We start from the raw sequence: 16815 nt of genomic DNA on the forward strand, positions 1-16815 counted from the left end.
ACACCGCACTCGTCGAAAGCTAGTACGGAATGCCCCACAATCGTTAGCCCTTTTCGGCGCCTGACGTGTTATTCATGATCCGCTTTTGGAAGATGAAGAAGATGACCGCGACGGGAATTGTCATGAGGGTCGCCGCCGCGAGTTGAAGCGGATACTGGTTGCCTGAACCGAGTTGACCTGACACAAGTGACGCCACGCCAGTCGTAAGGGTGTTGAGGTCGGCGCTTTGCCGTGAGACCACGAAGTGTCCGAACTCATTCCACGAGCCTTGAAAGCTCAGGATGAACAGGGTGACGAGTGCGGGGCGCGCCATGGGAAGCACGATCGTCCAATAGGTGCGGAAAACGCTCGCACCATCGATTCGTGCTGCCTCTTCAACGCTGATGGGGATGGAGTCGAAGAATTGCTTCATGATGAAGATTCCTGCGGCGCTGGTGAGCAACGGAATAATCATGCCGCCATAGGTATCGTAAAGCCCTAGTTGTTGAAGAATCAGGAAGCGCGGGATCAGTAGAACAACACCGGGCACTGACATGATTCCAATAAATACGGCGAAAACGATTGTGCGGCCCTTGAACTGGAGCCTGGAGAGTGCATACCCCGCCAGCGAATCCAAGAACACCCGGCCACACGTAACGATCACGCTGATGAATGCCGTGTTGAAAGTCCACAGAGGCAAGGGCACATCCGTAAACAAGCGCTCGTATGCCGCAAAGCTCCAAACTTCGGGAATCAGTTGGAGCGGGTTGGCGGTGGCGTCAGCATCATTCTTGAAGCTGGATGACACGGCGATGAGAAACGGATAGATGTAGATCATCGCGAGCGCGATGAGCATGATGTAGCTGAGGATCGCCACAGTGCGGAGTCGCCGACTCAGCCGTCGACGGCGCCGAGGTCGTGGTGCCGGGGGCTCGACAGCGGCGGGTGAGGTGACGGTCATTGCACATCTCCTTCGTTGAGGGTTGCTCTAACTCGGGTTGCCCTCGGAGCTTTCATCGTGGGGGTGCGCTCACGAAGGATCCATCGTTGAAGCAGGGTGAGCAGCACGATGATTGCGAAGAGAATAAACGCAATCGCTGCACCCTGACCCCACTGCAGATCCTTGAAGGATGTTTGGTAGGCGAGAAACGCAGGGGTGAGCAGCGTCTTACCTGGAGCGCCGCCGCCGGTGAGATAGATCTGGTCGAAAACTTGCCAAGTGCCAATGAGGCCGAGGGTGAGGACAGTGAACAGTGTTGGCCTGAGCATGGGCAACGTCACTGAGAAGAACTTTCGGAACGGGCCCGCTCCATCCATCAGAGCTGCTTCGTCGATCTCCCCACCAATGCTTTGAAGCGCAGCGAGAAAGAGGAGCATAAAGGTGCCGGAGGTAGTGAAAACAGCGAGCACGATGAGTGCGCACATCGCCACTGAAGGGCCGGAAAGCCATTGCCACCAGGTGATGCCAAGTGGGCCGCCGACATCGAGTAACGGTGGGGGCGACGTGATCCCTATTCCTGCGAGCAGATTGTGAATGACGCCACTAGGGTCAGCGAACCAGTTGGGCCCTTTGATCCCCAGCCAAGCCAGAATGCTGTTCACGGTGCCTGAGGCGGTGAACAGGAAGATGAAGACCGTCGTGATCGCGATCGAACTTGTTACGGAGGGGAAGTAGAAGGCTGTACGAAAGAATCCCCGGCCACGCAAGATCGCTCGATTCATTTGAACGGCGAGAAACAGGGCGAGCCCAGTTTGCAGGGGAACAACGAGCAGAACGTAATAGAGGTTGTTTCGTATTGAGGTCCCGAAGTCTTTCTGCGCTAAGCCGGGATCCGTAAGAACCGCAGCGTAGTTCTCCGCACCTACGAATTCTGCGCGGCCGCTCAAAGGCGAGCCTAAACCGTTCCAGTCGCTAACGCTCACCCAAGCGGCGAGCGCGATAGGCAGGAGAAGAAAAACGCCGGTGATCACTATGGATGGGGCGGTGAAGAGCCATCCATAGCGGGTCTCGCCGCGGCGCAGTGAGCCGCGGCGAGACCCTACTATGGCAGCCATCGCTTAGCCGTTAGCTTTCGCGTAGGCCTCTTCAAGGTTGGTCTGAAGCATCTTCAGCAGCGCTGCAGAGTTCGCCGCGTCGAGGCCCTCGAGGCTGGAATTGAAGTCTCCCAGTACCGCAGATGCACCGGCAAAAGCGACCGGGCTGACGGCGTAGTCATTACCCGCAACGAATGACGCATTGTTGGGAAACTTCTCGGCGTATGCCGCAGCACCAGATTCGGTGGAGGGAATTACGCCGAATGCATCAGCAAAGGTGAGCTGCTGCTCATCGGCGGTGAGGTACTCCACGAGTGACTGTGTCGCCTCAAGGGTAGGTGAGTCGACCGGGATGCCCCAGCAGTTGCTAAACGTGAAGGTCGACGGGCCACCAGGACCGGCGGGGAGCTCTGCCGCGATGTAGTTCACATCAGGGAAGTCGTTCTTCAACGCACCGTTGATCCACGGCCCCTCAATGACCATTGCGGCCTTCTGAAGTCCGAACGCTTCGCCACCCCAGCCAGCTTCGAGTTGGGCTGGGAACTTGAGCACACCGGCGTCGAGTAGTGACTTTGCGTAATCAATACCGGCAGCGTTCTCGGGGCTGTCGGCGGTGACTTCAGAGTTGCTGACGAGGCTACCTCCGGCTTGCTCCATAAACACGCCAAGTCGCGCATATTCTTGGCCGAACGAGAGACCGACGATATCTGCGGTTGTCAGTTTCGTGGCTGCTGCTGTCAACCCATTCCAATCGGTGGGAATATCTGCATCCGTAAGTCCGGCGGCGGCCCAGAGGTCAGTGTTAATGATTAGGCCAAGGGTAGAGAAGTCTTTCGGTGCGCAGTAGAACGTGTCGTCATACGTGAATGCGTCCTTCAGCGCCGGGTAGAACTGATCGGCATTACTCAGGTTCTCTGCGTATGGCTCCAAATATCCGTTCTGCGCGTACGTCTGGAACTGATCCCAGCCCATGTAGAACAAGTCGGGCGGGTTGTTACCAGAGAAGCCTTGACCGAGCTGCTGATTGAGGTCGCTTGCCGCGATGACCTCTACGGTATTTCCCGTATCGGCGGCCCAAGCATCTGCGGCAGCCTGGACCGCGTTGGTTTCCGCGTCTCCGCTTGAGCCGATCAGCATCGTTAGTTCCTGCTTGTCAGTTGACCCAACGTCGCCACCAGAACTGCAGGCCGCTAAGCTAATCACGATGCCGACAGCTGTGGCTGCTGACATCCATTGTGTTCTTTTCACAGTGTTCCCTTTCAATATGTGACTGCCGGCGTTAGTGGCCGGAGGTCTCGCCGAGTTGCAGCTGACTGTGTCTGCGCTCGACAAGTTGTGGGACGAGGAGTCGATTCGTCGGCTCCTCGCTAATGCTGGTGTTTCCGACAACGGCAGAGCCGCTAGCGCCGAGAAGAAGGTCGAGGATGCCAGTAGCTACTTCATCTAGTGGCTGCTTGATGCTCGAGAGGCCGACCGCTGCGGCCACCGGGGTGTTGTCGAACCCGATGATGGGGATTTCCTTGAGGCCGAGCGCGTTTGCGGTGAACGTTGCGCCCAAAGCTAATGTGTCACTTGCGCAGATAAGGGCTTCGGCGGGGGAGGCCATCGTTAGGAGGGTTTCCGTGCTTCTGGATGCTCCCACCACTGTGTCTTCAACCGCAACATCAAGTCCCGTTCCATCGAGACCAGCGGTGGTTAGCGCTTCCTTCCATCCCTGTCGGCGATCGTCACCGGCGCCAGACGGGGCAGACCAGCCGATGTAGCCCACTCGCTTCATTCCTGAATTGATTAGGTGCGCAGTGGCTTCTCGAACGCCGGTTCGTCCGTCGACGTCGACCCAACGATGCCGGGGATCTCCCGTGTTATCCGCACCCCACGGGCGACCAAATGTAGCGAACGGTACGTCATTCTCGACCAGCCACTTCACGCGGGGGTCGGCGTAGGTTGTAGACGTCAGCACAAACCCGTCAACATCAGCCCCATCTCGCAACCGGCGAATCTGGTCGATCTCATCTTGGGCGTTGTTGGCGGTGAATAGAAGTATTCGCATGTGCCGCACGTCAGCCTGTTCGGTGAGGGCATGCAGAAAAGTGTCGAGTACTGAACCCGAGATACCGTTGCCTAGTGCTTCGAGGCGCACCCCGATCGTGGAGGATTTCTGGGTGCGCAACCGACGTGCAGAGGCGTGGGGGCGGTAGCCAAGCTGCTGGATCGCGGCAAGAACGCGATCGCGAGTGAGCGCCTTAACTATGTGAGGTGAGTTGAGCACATTGGAGACCGTTTGACGCGAAACATTGGCAACCCGTGCAACATCCTCAACTGTTGGCATTTGTCCCATCGGTGCCTCCTTTGGCCACGATTAAGTGCATCGGCGTGATCTCACTACAAAGTTTGATCGTTCAAATTCTTTGTGTAAGAATTACACCCCTAGTGGCCGATGTCAATGGAGCAGGGCTGCAAAACTGCCAACGAGGGGCCGCAACACTGCCATGACTGCACAACGTCAGCCACTACTACATGACCAGAGCGTGGTTTTTCGCGCACCGATGCAGGCGTGGTCTGCGCACGACGGCACGATGGGCCGTGCCGCGATCCATGGAATCTATTTTTCGGATGTTCGGCTCGTGTCCGGCTTGACGGTGACAATCGACGGTGAACAACCCACAGCTCTCTCGAAAGATCCGGCCGGATCCGCTCGATGCCTGTTCACCTCCCTTCTTAGGGCCTACGACACCGAACCGGATCCCCGCTTACGGGTCGAACATCGGCGCACGATCAACTCTCACGGCAGCAGCGAAGAGGTAACTCTTTGCTCGAACCTCGGCTACAGTCGCGAGGTCGAAGTTGTGGTGACCCTGGCATTGGGGCTTGACCAGCTCGACTCAATTAAGTCGGGCATAGACGAAGCGAAGAACGCACTAAACGTTCGCGTGCACGGTGACGACGTTGAGTGGTCGGGCGACGGTATTTTTGCCGCATTGACCGCTCGGGATGCGGAGATCACGGTCCAGGGAACGAAAGTTGACCTCCGGTGGACGGTCGCGCTTCCGGCCGCTGGTTCTGTCAGCGTGATGTGCGAGGTCTCAGCGCGTGACGAAACAGCCACGGTGCTTGGAGATGAGTCGCCACTGCCGTGGTCGATTCCGCTCGTGGAGAATAACGAGAGGCTCGCCTGCTGGGTCAGCCAGTCCTTGAGTGACCTTGATGGCTTGCGAATGACAACCGTTGAGCATCCAGAACTCAGCTTTCTTGCAGCCGGTTCGCCCTGGTTCTTTACCCTCTTTGGCCGGGACTCGATCTGGGCTGCGCGATTCATGCTTCCGCTCGGCACTGATCTCGCATTCGACACCCTCAAGCTTCTCGCGGAGCATCAAGGTACCGAGATCGATCTCCGCCGGGCTGAAGAACCGGGGAAAATCCTCCATGAGATGCGTCGCGCCCCCATCTCAGTCAGCCCCGATGTGCAACTTCCTCCTCTCTACTACGGCACAGTAGACGCAACTCCGTTATGGATCTGTCTGCTGCATGACGCATGGCGGTGGGGGCTCGACGATGACTCGGTCAGGTCACTTCTCACGCCGCTTCGTGAAGCGCTGGGGTGGCTTCGCGACCATGCTGATGCTGATGGCGATGGCTTGCTCGAGTATGCAGACAACTCAGGCCAAGGTCTCGCCAATCAAGGCTGGAAAGACTCCGGTGATTCAGTCCAGTGGAACGACGGCACTTTAGCAACCGGCCCGATTGCTCTCTGTGAAGTGCAAGCGTATGCCTACGAGGCTGCTATCGGCGGCGCATCGATCCTCGAGCACTTTGGAGAGGACGGCACAGCGTGGCGCACCTGGGCTGGGCAGCTCAAGGACAAGTTCCGTGAAAGTTTTTGGATCAGTGATGATCAGGGGCCTTTTCCTGCGATTGCCCTCGATGCCACGAAACGTCCCATCGACTCTCTCACCAGCAACATTGGGCACCTCCTCGGCACGGGAATCCTTGACCGCGACGAAGAGGCCATCGTCGCCGCGCGCCTAGTCGCCCCCGAACTAAACAGCGGATTTGGCCTCCGCACGCTCGCGACGAGTGCAGCCGGGTATTGGCCGCTGAGCTATCACGGCGGAAGTGTGTGGACGCACGACACAGCGATCGCGATCTCCGGTCTCACGAAATCAGGGTTCACCGATGAAGCCGCAATTCTGATCGACGGCCTCCTAGAAGCAGCTGCAGCTTTCGACTACCGAACCCCAGAATTGCACTCTGGAGACTCCGCAGAGACCCATAGCCGACCCGCACCGTACCCTGCAGCGTGCCGCCCCCAAGCATGGTCCGCTGCAGCATCAGTCTCTGTCTACGCCGACGTTGCTGGACTCAAGCCCGCTTCCGGGCTTCATCTCAGTCATCAGAAAAAGTAGGGTCGCGCTGCATGTGCTGATTGCGCGGCGGCAGCGGTCAGCACAGTATCATCGCGGGGATGACTACTTTCTCTCGCCGCGGCCTGCACGGGCATGTTGTTGACGTGCTTGGTCGCCGCATCATGCGCGGAGAGCTCGTATCTGGTGACATCATTGACCCGGATGCACTGCTCACCGAATTTCAGGTAAGCCGCACGGTCATGCGCGAAGCCATCAAAGTACTCACCACTAAGGGTCTCGTTGACGCTCGACCCCGACTTGGCACCTACGTTACTGAGCGGGAGCGGTGGCAGTTGCTCGATGGCGACGTCATGACGTGGCGGTCGGAGGGGGTGCCTGATCCGCTGCTCGTCCTTGAGTTGAGCGAGGTGCGCCAAGTTCTGGAGCCGGCCGCGGCGAGGCTGGCAGCTGTCCGTCGCAGCGATGAACAGTGTGCTGCGATTGAGGCAGCGATGACCGCGCTCGCCGCGACTTTCGCGAGCACCGAAGCGGAATCGCACGCGGCGGCCGACCTCGTGTTTCATCGGGCCGTGCTTGCGGCATCCGGCAATGAACTCTTGGCACGTTTCGAAGTAGTGCTCGAACCAGCGTTGCAGGCCCGCAACCAGATTGCATTCGAACACGAAACGACCACCCAGTTTTTGGATTCGCACCGCGCTGTCGTTGACGCGATCGTTGCTCAGGATGCTGATGGCGCTCACTCAGCGATGGTGACGTTGATGACTCAATCCGCTGCTGACTCTGATGCCATTGTGAGCACCGACGACGAGGGTGCCGCTCTCGTCAAGAACCGCAAGCGGGCACTTTAGTGAGCGAGAGCAGCGCCCGCAGCGAGAGCAGCGACAACAGCGCCCGCAGCAACGGGCACGCCTCGAAGCGCACCGTTTTGATAACCGGCGCAGGTCACGGCATCGGTGCCGCCAGCGCCCGACTGTTCGCGGCTGCCGGTGACGACGTTGTGGTCACCGACATTGACACGGCTGCAGCCGCCATCGTTGCCGCAGAAATTCGCGCCGTCGGCGGGCTTGCTACCGCACACTCCCTCGACGTTGGTGACCCCGAAGCTTGGCGGGCGCTCTCTCGTGAGCTCCGTGCCGCTAACCGTCCGCCAGCAGTCATCGTGAATAACGCCTTCTTTCAAGTGGGGGGAGTCGCGCACGAACAGTCCGAAGATGACTGGAGCAAACAGCTATCGGTGACCCTGTCATCCGTCTACCGTGCGATGCACGCCTTCCACGACACCCTCACCGCTGCGCGCGGAAGCATGGTCAATGTCTCGAGTGTTCACGGCGTGCTTGCATGGGCAGAACAGCCCGCCTATGCCGCGGCCAAGGGCGGCCTGATTTCGTTGACCCGCCAACTCTCCGTTGACTACGCACCCCACGTTCGCGTGAATGTCGTACTGCCTGGCGCAATCCAAACCCGTCAGTGGAATCACCAAAGTTTGGAAGACCGCGAGCGTGCTCAGCGTCACGCAACTCTGCAGCGACTCGGAACCCCAGAAGAGGTCGCGTCCGTCATCCAGTTCTTAGCGGGAGACGGCGCTTCGTACATTACCGGCGCATCGCTCGTCGTTGATGGCGGAATGACGACCACTCTCGGCGCTTAGCTCGAGGCCGCTACCACTCGGCAAGCGATCCGTCATCGTGACGCCACACGGGGGAGCGCCAGTGGTGCCCCACCTTGTCAGCAGCGCGCACGGCAGCCTCATCGATATCGAGGCCAAGCCCGGGGGCAGTCAGCCGCTCGATGTAGCCAGTCGTGAAGTCGAAGACGCTCGTATCCATGAGGTATTCGAGCACGTCTGATCCGACGTTGTAGTGGATGCCGATGCTCTGTTCCTGAATGAGGAAGTTCGGTGTGTTGAACCCCACCTGCAAACTTGCTGCAAGGGCAATGGGCCCGAGGGGGCAGTGCGGCGCGAGTTGGGCATCGAACATGTCGGCGAGTGCGGCGATGCGGCGCACTTCGGAGATTCCGCCGGCGTGGGAGAGGTCGGGTTGCACGACAGCGATGCCGGCTTGGAGCGGCCGGAGAAATTCGTTGCGGGAGTAGAGGCGCTCGCCGGTGGAGATGGGGATCGATGTCGCTGCCACGATTCCTTCGAGCAGGTGTGACTTTTCGGGCACGACAGGTTCTTCAACGAAGAGGGGAGCGTAGGGTTCGAGGAGGGGGAGCACGCGGCGCGTGTTGGCCACGGTCATCCGTCCGTGGAAGTCGATGGCCATGTCGCGGTCGGGGCCCAAAACTTCGCGCGCGAGGGCAGCTCGTTCGACGACCTCGTCGATGGCGCTGACGGTACCGATGGGCTTCATTCGCCCGCTGCCATTCATTTTGACGGCGGTGAGACCAGACCCCACCTGTTGGGCGATATTGTCGCGCAGCTCGGAGGGATCATCGCCACCAACCCAGCCATACATGCGGATGCGGTCGCGCACGGCGCCGCCAAGAAGGTCGTGAACGGGAACGCCATGGGCTTTGCCTGCGATGTCCCAGAGTGCCTGGTCGATGCCGGCGATTGCACTGGAAGCGATGGGGCCGCCGCGGTAGAAGCCGCCACGGGTGAGCACTTGCCAGTGGTCTTCGATGCGGGTGGCATCGAGCCCGATGAGGTACTCGGCGTGCTGCTCGACGGCGGCCCGCACGATGTCGGCCTGGCCTTCTACTACGGGTTCGCCCCAGCCGACGATGCCGTTGTCGGTCTCGATGCGCACGAACAACCAGCGTGGTGGAACGAGGAATGTTTCAATGCGTGCGATCTTCACGGCAGACCCTTCCGTTAGTAAATCTTATTATCGTACTATTGACGGAGGCTAGAGTGAGCACTATGGATGACGCGACCACCGACCCCCGTGGCTGGCGCAGCGCACTGCTCGCCGAACTCCGCGATCTCATTGCCGAAGCGCTGCCCGAAGTCGTCGAAGAAGTGAAATGGCGAAAACCATCCAATCCCGACGGCGTAGCAGCGTGGAGCCTCGATGGTCTGCTCTGCACGGGCGAGATCTACAAAGACAAGGTCAAGCTCACCTTTGCGAAGGGTGCTTCCCTCGACGATCCCACCGGCCTCTTTAACAGCAGCCTCGACGCCAAAGTTCGCCGCGCGATCGACTTGCATGAGGGTGAGAGTGTCGACCCCGATGCCTTCCGCGATCTGATGCGCGCAGCCGCGGCTCAGAATCAGTAAAGCGCACCGCAGATCGCTAAACCAAGGGCGTTCCCGGCGCCGAAGCGGGCAAAATCCCGGCCGCCCGCCCCGTTAAGAATCGCCCCCTTTGGCGCTGTCTAAAGTGTTGCCCGAACTGCATCCCACTGGCAGCCCGGGCCGAGCATCCGTCTGGAAGAATGGAGGCGGGGCCAGCCACGTCACAAGCGCGCTCGCGGCCCCGTGACACTGCAGTCGGAAGGAACCTGATGCAACGCGAACACAGCGACGAATTTTCCCGATGGAACGCCCGCCAAGAACTGGCCGAGGCAATGATTCCGCTCATCGGTGGGCTGTATCGCAACCACGGCGTTGTGACCTCGATTCACGGGCGTCGCCTTATCAACCAGTCTCCGGTCGAAGTGCTCAAAGCGCACCGGTTTGCGCGGCAGATTAACGAGAGTGAACTGCCGATTGAAGAGACCATGCCGGTGATGCTCGCGCTGTCGGCGATGCCATTGAATCCGGCATCCATTGACCTAGCGAAGCTCGTGAATCGCTTCCGCGAGCAGGGCGGAACGCTCGACGACTTCCTCGCTGCTGAACTTGCCCCAGCGCTCAAGAATGGCCGCGAGACAAAACCGTCGGGAGCGGATGTCGTGCTCTACGGTTTCGGACGCATCGGTCGACTGTTGGCCCGCATCCTCATCGCGCACGCCGGCAACGGCGAAGGGCTGCGCCTGCGAGCGATTGTTGTGCGCCGCGGCTCAGACAATGACCTCGTGAAGCGCGCCAGCCTGCTGCGTCGAGACAGCGTGCATGGTCCATTCGAGGGCACCATTTCGGTCGACACCGACGCGAACACAATCTTGGCCAATGGCACCCTCATTCAAGTGATCTACTCGAACGATCCCGCCACGATCGATTACACCGAATACGGAATTTCGGATGCCATCGTCGTCGACAACACGGGTCGCTGGCGTGACGAAGCGGGCCTCGGCCAGCACCTCAAGTCACAGGGCGTGAAGCGTGTTCTCCTCACTGCCCCCGGCAAGGGCGATATCAAGAACATTGTCTTCGGGCTCAACCACGACACAATCTCCGATACCGACACCATCCTCTCCGCTGCGTCGTGCACGACAAACGCGATCTCGCCGGTGCTCAAAGCAATCAATGACCAGTACGGCATCGAGCACGGGCATGTCGAAACCGTGCACTCGTACACGAATGACCAAAACCTGACCGACAACTTCCACTCGGGAGACCGTCGGGGTCGCTCAGCACCGATGAACATGGTCATCACCGAGACAGGTGCCGCGAAGGCAGTTGCGAAGGCTGTTCCGGAACTCGCTGGCCTGCTCACTGGCAGCGCCATCCGGGTTCCGACCCCGAATGTGTCGATGGCGATTCTCAACCTCAACCTCGCGACCGAAACGACGCGTGCTGAGGTTAATCGCTACTTGCGCAACCTCTCCCTTGATTCGACTCTGCAGCAGCAGATCGATTTCATCGATTCGCCCGAGGTTGTCTCTAGTGACTTCACGGGATCGCACCGCGCGGGCATCGTGGACGGACTCGCCACCATCAGCGACGGCAAGCATCTTGTGCTGTATGTCTGGTACGACAACGAGTTCGGCTACACCAGCCAGGTCGTGCGCGTCATCGAGCACATGGGGCAAACACACCCGCAAGTTATTCCCGAACGCGCCGCTGTCGGCTCATAATTCTCCGAACTGTGATCGTGTTACGCCCACGCGTAGCGCTGTGGGCGTAACAAAGTAAAACTCTCAGGTCGCCCGTGTGAACATCGTTAAATGAACGAATCCGCACTCCCAGTAATTGATCTCTCGCTACTCGATGGCGGCCCAGAATCGGCCGCCCAGTTTCGTGACGATCTGCTGTGTGCGACCCACGATGTTGGGTTCTTTTACCTTGTCGGGCACGGTGTCGACGAGAGATTGATGGATGACCTGCTTGCGGCATCCCGCGAGTTCTTTGACTTGCCCGCCGAGCAGAAGCTGGCTGTGGAGAACGTGAAGAGCCCGCAGTTCCGTGGCTACACGCGCGTGGGCGGTGAGCTGACCGAGGGTAAGACTGATTGGCGCGAGCAGATCGACGTTGGGCCCGAGCGCGACGTTGTCGACAATGCTGCCGGGCTTGCCGACTATTGGCGTCTCGAAGGCCCCAACCTGTGGCCGGATGCCGTGCCCCAGCTTCGCGGGTTGGTCAACGAATGGAACGACAAACTCAGTGCCGTCTCGTTGCGACTATTGCGCGCCTGGGCCCACGCCCTCGGGGCGCCGGAGGGCGTCTTCGATAACGCCTTCGCCGAGAAGCCGTTCCCGCAGCTGAAGATTGTGCGGTACCCGGGCGAATCTAACCCAGAGCCGAAGCAGGGTGTTGGTGCTCACCGTGATGGTGGTGTTCTGACGCTGCTGATGGTCGAGCCCGGTAAGGGTGGTCTGCAGGTTGATTTCCAGGGCGAGTGGGTGGATGTCCCGCCCAAGCCTGGCGCTTTCGTCGTGAACATTGGCGAGATGCTTGAGCTCGCAACCGAGGGTTATCTCAAAGCGACGCTGCACCGCGTCATCTCACCGCTGATCGGCGACGACCGCATCTCGATTCCCTTCTTCTTCAACCCGGCCCTCGATACCGTGATGCCGCAGTTGCAGTTGCCGCCCGAGCTTGCGGCTCAGGCTCGCGGGCTCTCACTCGACCCCACCAATAGCCCCATCCTCGAGACCTACGGAGACAATGCCCTTCGCTATCGAATGCGGGCGCACCCCAACGTTGCCCAGATCCATCACGAAGATCTGATTCAGGGCCCGAGGGGTGCGATCTAGACCTGCTCACTGACGTGACTTAAGTGCGGCCTGCCCCTAGGGCGGGCCGCACTTTATGGTTCAGCTATGAACGCGGTCCTTCGCGGTAGTGCGCTGTAGTGCATGGCAGTGCACGGCAGTGCACGGCACCTTCGGAAACTCAGGAGATTTCGCTCCTCGGCGGTACTGGAGCGCTGCCAAGGCCAGTTCGGGAACTAATCTCCTGAGTTTCCGAAATCTCCTGAGCTTCCGAAGGCCAGGGGGAGCCATCCGGCCGCCTGTACTGCCGCCCCATTGCCCACCCCGGGTGTTTGATATATCGTTTGATCACGAGTTTTACCGCCTATGAGAGCCGGAGCAACCTGTGTCGCACTTTCCCGAACGTCAGCCCGCCGAGGCGTACACGGTCGTGATGCCAAACAAGCCGCGCCCCATCGTCATGCTTGGTGCCGGCGGAATCGTGAAAGACGCGCACCTTCCCGCCTATCGCAAGGCCGGGTTCGAGGTGTGGGGGATTGTAAACCGCACCGCGGCCAAGGCGCAGGCGCTCGCTGATGAGTTTGGCATCCCGAACGTGTACACGTCGTTGTCGGATGCCGTAGCTGCGGCCCCAAAAGAAGCCGTCTACGATCTCGCCCTCATGCCTGAGCAGTATCCGGCAGTGCTCGACCAACTGCCCGATGGTGCTGCCGTTCTCATCCAGAAGCCGTTCGGTCAGAACCTTGCCGATGCGCGGGTGCTGCTCGACATCTGTCACCGCAAGAATCTTGTCGCGGCCGTGAACACGCAGCTGCGGTTCGCTCCGTACGTAGCGGAGGCGCGCAAGCTCATCGCCGAGGGCGCGATCGGCGAGCTCTACGACCTGGAGATCCGCGTCGCGACCGAGACGCCCTGGGAGATCTTCCCGCATGTACTCGGTATGGATCATCTCGAACTCAATATGCACAGCGTGCACTACATGGATCTTGTGCGTTCGTTCCTGGGCGACCCCGACGGCGTGAGTGTTGCGACCGTGCGGCACCCCGCGAAACCTCAGGTCTCGAACACTCGCTCGACGATCATCATGCGCTACCGGAATCGCCCGCTGCGGGTCACGATCAGCACGAACCACGATCACGGGTTCGGCAGCGACTTCGAAGAGGCCTTCATTAAGTGGGAGGGCACCAAGGGTGCCATTCGCGCCCAGATGGGCCTCATGCTCGACTACCCGCGTGGTGGCCCCGATGCGCTTGCGATTGCGTACACCGACAAGCCCGAGCTCGGCTGGCAACCCGTGGAATTTCAGGGGAGTTGGTTCCCGGATGCCTTTATTGGCTCCATGAGCGCCCTCCAGCGGTATGTCGAGGGCTCCGTTCCTGAACTTCCGACATCGGTCGATGACGTCATGCACACCATGGCTGTTGTCGAGGCTGGCTATGAATCACAAGAGCGCGAAGGTATCGCGTTGGCAACGAAGGAGAACACTCAGTGAGATTTGCGCGACTCGGGCCGGTTGGCTCAGAAATTCCTGTTGTGCTTCACGACGGGGGAGCCTTCGACCTGCGTTCCATCGCAGCAGACATTGATGGTGCGTTCTTCACGGCGGGCGGAGTAGAGGCTGCTCGGGCCGCTGTCGCCGCGGGCTCGCTTCCTGCCATCGAGACCGAGGGTGTGCGCGTCGGTGCCCCCATCGCGCGCCCGGGCAAGATCGTCTGCGTCGGCCTCAATTACCGTGACCACGCCGAAGAAACCGGTGCAACGCTTCCGGATGAACCCGTCATCTTTATGAAGGACCCCAGCACGATGGTCGGCCCGTTCGACAACGTGCTGATCCCGCGCCAGAGTGTCAAGACTGACTGGGAGGTCGAACTCGGCGTCGTGATCGGTGCCACTGCTCGCTACCTTGATTCCCCGGATGACGCGGCCGCCATCATTGCCGGTTACGCCGTCTCACACGACGTCTCCGAGCGCGAGTTCCAACTCGAACGCGGCGGAACCTGGGACAAGGGCAAGAGTTGCGAAACGTTCAATCCATTTGGGCCTGAGATGGTGAGCGCCGACGAGGTGTCCGACCCTCAAGCCTTGGGCTTGCGGCTGTGGGTGAATGGTGTAGAACGCCAGAATGGTACGACCGCGAATATGGCGTTCGGTGTCCACCACATCATTTGGTACTTGAGCCAGTTCATGGTGTTGCAGCCCGGCGACGTCATCAACACGGGAACCCCCGCTGGTGTTGCCATGGGAATCGAGGGTCAGCCGTACCTGCGCGAGGGTGACGTCGTTGAGCTCGAGATCGACGGACTTGGCCGCGCACGTCAAGCGATGGTGCAAGCATGAACGCCGAATTCGACGGCCTCGTCGCGGTCGTCACCGGTGGCGCTTCGGGCATCGGGCTCGCAACCGCGCTGACTCTTACCGAGCGCGGTGCGACGGTTGCTGTGCTCGACCTGAACCCCGAGGGGTTGGATGCTCGCCTGCACGGTTTCGGTGCCGACGTGTCTGATCGTGCTTCCGTTGACGCGGCCATCGCCGCCGTAGGGGAGAAGCTCGGCGCCATCGATATTGTCGTGAATAACGCTGGCATCAGTGCCGTGGGAACTGTCGAAGACAACGATGACGCCGAATGGGCGCGCGTGCTCAACATCAACGTCACCGGCATGGCCCGGGTCTCCGCGGCCGCGATGCCCTGGTTGCGCAAGTCGCAGAACGCCGCCATCGTGAACCTCTGCTCGATCGCCGCCCTCAATGGGCTCCCGCAGCGGGCACTCTACGGTGCATCAAAGGGTGCCGTTCTCGCCCTCACCTACGCGATGGCAACCGATCATGTGACGGATGGGGTGCGCGTCAACGCCGTCAGCCCCGGCACAGTCTCCACTCCGTTTGTGGAGCGAATGCTTCAAGGCTTCGACGACCCTGTCGCCGAACGTGCTGCACTGGATGCCCGTCAGGCCACGGGACGCATGGTGACACCAGAAGAAGTGGCCGGCGCGATCGCGTATTTGGCGAGTCCGCTCTCTGGCTCGACCACGGGCACCGCGCTCGAAGTTGATGGCGGCGTTGCTCACCTTCGCGTCAGAAAGTAGGCGCTCGCGGCATCCGACTAGCCAGAGTGTCAGTGGGAGGCCTAAACCGCTGGTATAGTTTTCTGGTTGGCGTAAGTCAATGAGATGCGCCCGTAGCTCAGCGGATAGAGCAATTGACTACGGATCAATAGGCCGGGGGTTCAAATCCCTCCGGGCGCACCAGTCAAAATCAGTTGTTAGAAACATGAAAACCCCCGGTCAGCGGGGGTTTTTTGTTTCTATGGCTTTTCTTTCTTTCTTGGTTCCGAATTCTCAATACTTACTTTTGCCCACATTTCACCCACACTTGAGGACACTGCCCTGTCATTCAAAGCGGCTGCAACCGCGTCCAGGTCATCATCGAAGAGATCTGCGTAGACGTCGAGAGTCATCGCCGCAGACGCATGTCCGAGCATTCGCTGCAAGGATTTGACGTGTGCTCCGGCCGAAACGGCCAAGCTCGCGGCGGTGTGCCGCAAGTCATGTGGCGTTACACGGGGAAACTGCGGATCAGCGGCCGTGAGCTCAGCAACTGCGCGATCGAACCTACGCTTCCGAAATTGCGAGTTTCTAAGCACGCCGCCCTTGGGCGCAGTGAACAGTAGATCGCTCCTGTGTTTACCACTCATGTGACGCGCGATCACTGTGTCGAGAAATTCGGGGAATGGAACTGACCGCCGCGCATGTGATTTTGGCGTGCCCCAGACAATGGTGCCGTTTGGCTCGGTGATGGCTTCTACAATATTGATCCGGCGTTTTACCGGGTCTACTCGCTCAACCTTTAAGGCAGCGAGTTCCCCCCAACGGATTCCTGTATACGCGAGCAACAAAACCACGTCACCTTGGTCCCCAGCCGACTTCGCAAGTTTGGCGACTTGCTCATGCGATAAGTAGCCACGTTCCTTTTTCAGGATTCGAGGAAGCCGGATCCCTTCGCATGGGTTTCTAACCACGAGACCGTCTCGAGCGGCAAATTTAAAGATGCCAGCTAAGACTAAATAGGTCTGTTTCACTGATGAACCGCCGTGCGTAGCGGATAGCGAGGTCACCCAGCTCTGGACGTCGCTGTGGGAGACGTCATTCAGCCGGGTTTTCGCCCAGCGAGGAAGCACGTGTTTTCTCAGTGCTTGGTCGTATCCGAATAGTGTCGTTGGCTTGAGTTCGCTGTGAGCAAGGTACCAGGGCCGCGCCCACTCCCCGACAGTGACCTTGGACTTGGTCGGTTCCATCCATTCACCACGAAGTTTCGATACCTCGATCGTCGCGAGGTACTCCTCAGCAGACCGTTTCGTCTTGAAGCCACGTTTGTCTGTTTGGCTTCGGTCTGGCTTCCTGTATCGAACCCGATACCGTCGGCCACCTGATGTCTCGTAAGGCTCTACCGTTCCCATTCT

15 protein-coding genes and 1 tRNA gene are annotated in these 16815 nt (G+C 59.7%); 10 read left to right on the plus strand and 6 right to left on the minus strand.

Annotation, left to right across the window (positions count from 1 at the left end; all coding sequences use genetic code 11):
• Window positions 1–43: 43 nt before the first annotated feature.
• From AC1ENN_RS00935 to AC1ENN_RS00950, 4 genes are read right to left on the minus strand one after another with little or no spacing between them, the layout of a single operon-like run.
• Window positions 44–940: a carbohydrate ABC transporter permease gene (locus tag AC1ENN_RS00935; protein ID WP_449648092.1), complete on the minus strand. Its 897-nt coding sequence runs from the start codon at window positions 938–940 to the stop codon at window positions 44–46.
• Complete coding sequence (locus tag AC1ENN_RS00940) at window positions 937–2034, minus strand: carbohydrate ABC transporter permease (protein ID WP_449648093.1); 1098 nt, start codon at window positions 2032–2034, stop codon at window positions 937–939. Before AC1ENN_RS00940 ends, AC1ENN_RS00935 begins: the two co-directional genes overlap by 4 nt.
• A gap of 3 nt (window positions 2035–2037) precedes the next feature.
• The gene (locus AC1ENN_RS00945; protein ID WP_480406401.1) at window positions 2038–3261 is read right to left on the minus strand and encodes a sugar ABC transporter substrate-binding protein; all 1224 of its coding nucleotides are present in this window, start codon (window positions 3259–3261) and stop codon (window positions 2038–2040) included.
• Window positions 3262–3292: 31 nt separating this feature from the next.
• Window positions 3293–4351, minus strand: a complete 1059-nt coding sequence (locus AC1ENN_RS00950; RefSeq protein WP_449648095.1) for a LacI family DNA-binding transcriptional regulator — start codon at window positions 4349–4351, stop codon at window positions 3293–3295.
• Window positions 4352–4502: 151 nt separating this feature from the next.
• Between AC1ENN_RS00950 and AC1ENN_RS00955 the strand changes: the two genes are divergently transcribed.
• From AC1ENN_RS00955 to AC1ENN_RS00965, 3 genes are read left to right on the plus strand one after another with little or no spacing between them, the layout of a single operon-like run.
• Complete coding sequence (locus AC1ENN_RS00955; protein ID WP_449648096.1) at window positions 4503–6416, plus strand: glycogen debranching N-terminal domain-containing protein; 1914 nt, start codon at window positions 4503–4505, stop codon at window positions 6414–6416.
• Between the two features lie 59 nt (window positions 6417–6475).
• Window positions 6476–7225: a FadR/GntR family transcriptional regulator gene (locus AC1ENN_RS00960; protein ID WP_449648097.1), complete on the plus strand. Its 750-nt coding sequence runs from the start codon at window positions 6476–6478 to the stop codon at window positions 7223–7225.
• The gene (locus AC1ENN_RS00965) at window positions 7225–8025 is read left to right on the plus strand and encodes an SDR family NAD(P)-dependent oxidoreductase (RefSeq protein ID WP_480391605.1); all 801 of its coding nucleotides are present in this window, start codon (window positions 7225–7227) and stop codon (window positions 8023–8025) included. The genes AC1ENN_RS00960 and AC1ENN_RS00965 overlap by 1 nt, the downstream gene beginning before the upstream one ends.
• Window positions 8026–8035: 10 nt before the next feature.
• Here the strand turns inward: AC1ENN_RS00965 and dgoD are convergent, their stop codons facing one another.
• A complete protein-coding gene (dgoD, locus tag AC1ENN_RS00970) occupies window positions 8036–9181 on the minus strand; it encodes a galactonate dehydratase (RefSeq protein ID WP_480406402.1) in 1146 nt (381 codons plus the stop codon).
• Window positions 9182–9243: 62 nt separating this feature from the next.
• Between dgoD and AC1ENN_RS00975 the strand changes: the two genes are divergently transcribed.
• The 7 genes from AC1ENN_RS00975 to AC1ENN_RS01005 all read left to right on the plus strand — a co-directional run bounded on the left by AC1ENN_RS00975 (window position 9244) and on the right by AC1ENN_RS01005 (window position 15604).
• A complete protein-coding gene (locus AC1ENN_RS00975; RefSeq protein ID WP_480391607.1) occupies window positions 9244–9600 on the plus strand; it encodes a DUF1801 domain-containing protein in 357 nt (118 codons plus the stop codon).
• 227 nt (window positions 9601–9827) lie between these two features.
• Window positions 9828–11282, plus strand: coding sequence for a glyceraldehyde-3-phosphate dehydrogenase (locus AC1ENN_RS00980; protein WP_449648101.1), 1455 nt, complete (start codon window positions 9828–9830; stop codon window positions 11280–11282).
• Between the two features lie 90 nt (window positions 11283–11372).
• Window positions 11373–12401, plus strand: a complete 1029-nt coding sequence (locus AC1ENN_RS00985) for an isopenicillin N synthase family dioxygenase (RefSeq protein WP_480406403.1) — start codon at window positions 11373–11375, stop codon at window positions 12399–12401.
• Between the two features lie 343 nt (window positions 12402–12744).
• Window positions 12745–13851: a Gfo/Idh/MocA family protein gene (locus AC1ENN_RS00990; RefSeq protein WP_480406404.1), complete on the plus strand. Its 1107-nt coding sequence runs from the start codon at window positions 12745–12747 to the stop codon at window positions 13849–13851.
• Window positions 13848–14696: a fumarylacetoacetate hydrolase family protein gene (locus AC1ENN_RS00995; protein ID WP_480406405.1), complete on the plus strand. Its 849-nt coding sequence runs from the start codon at window positions 13848–13850 to the stop codon at window positions 14694–14696. The genes AC1ENN_RS00990 and AC1ENN_RS00995 overlap by 4 nt, the downstream gene beginning before the upstream one ends.
• Window positions 14693–15442, plus strand: coding sequence for an SDR family NAD(P)-dependent oxidoreductase (locus tag AC1ENN_RS01000; protein ID WP_480406406.1), 750 nt, complete (start codon window positions 14693–14695; stop codon window positions 15440–15442). Before AC1ENN_RS00995 ends, AC1ENN_RS01000 begins: the two co-directional genes overlap by 4 nt.
• Window positions 15443–15528: 86 nt before the next feature.
• A tRNA-Arg gene (locus AC1ENN_RS01005) sits at window positions 15529–15604 on the plus strand.
• Between the two features lie 56 nt (window positions 15605–15660).
• On the opposite strand, the gene AC1ENN_RS01010 is transcribed toward AC1ENN_RS01005, so the two are convergent.
• Window positions 15661–16650, minus strand: coding sequence for a tyrosine-type recombinase/integrase (locus tag AC1ENN_RS01010; protein ID WP_480406407.1), 990 nt, complete (start codon window positions 16648–16650; stop codon window positions 15661–15663).
• Window positions 16651–16815 lie beyond the last annotated feature (165 nt).

The organism is Rhodoglobus sp. G.S.23, assembly GCF_056675935.1.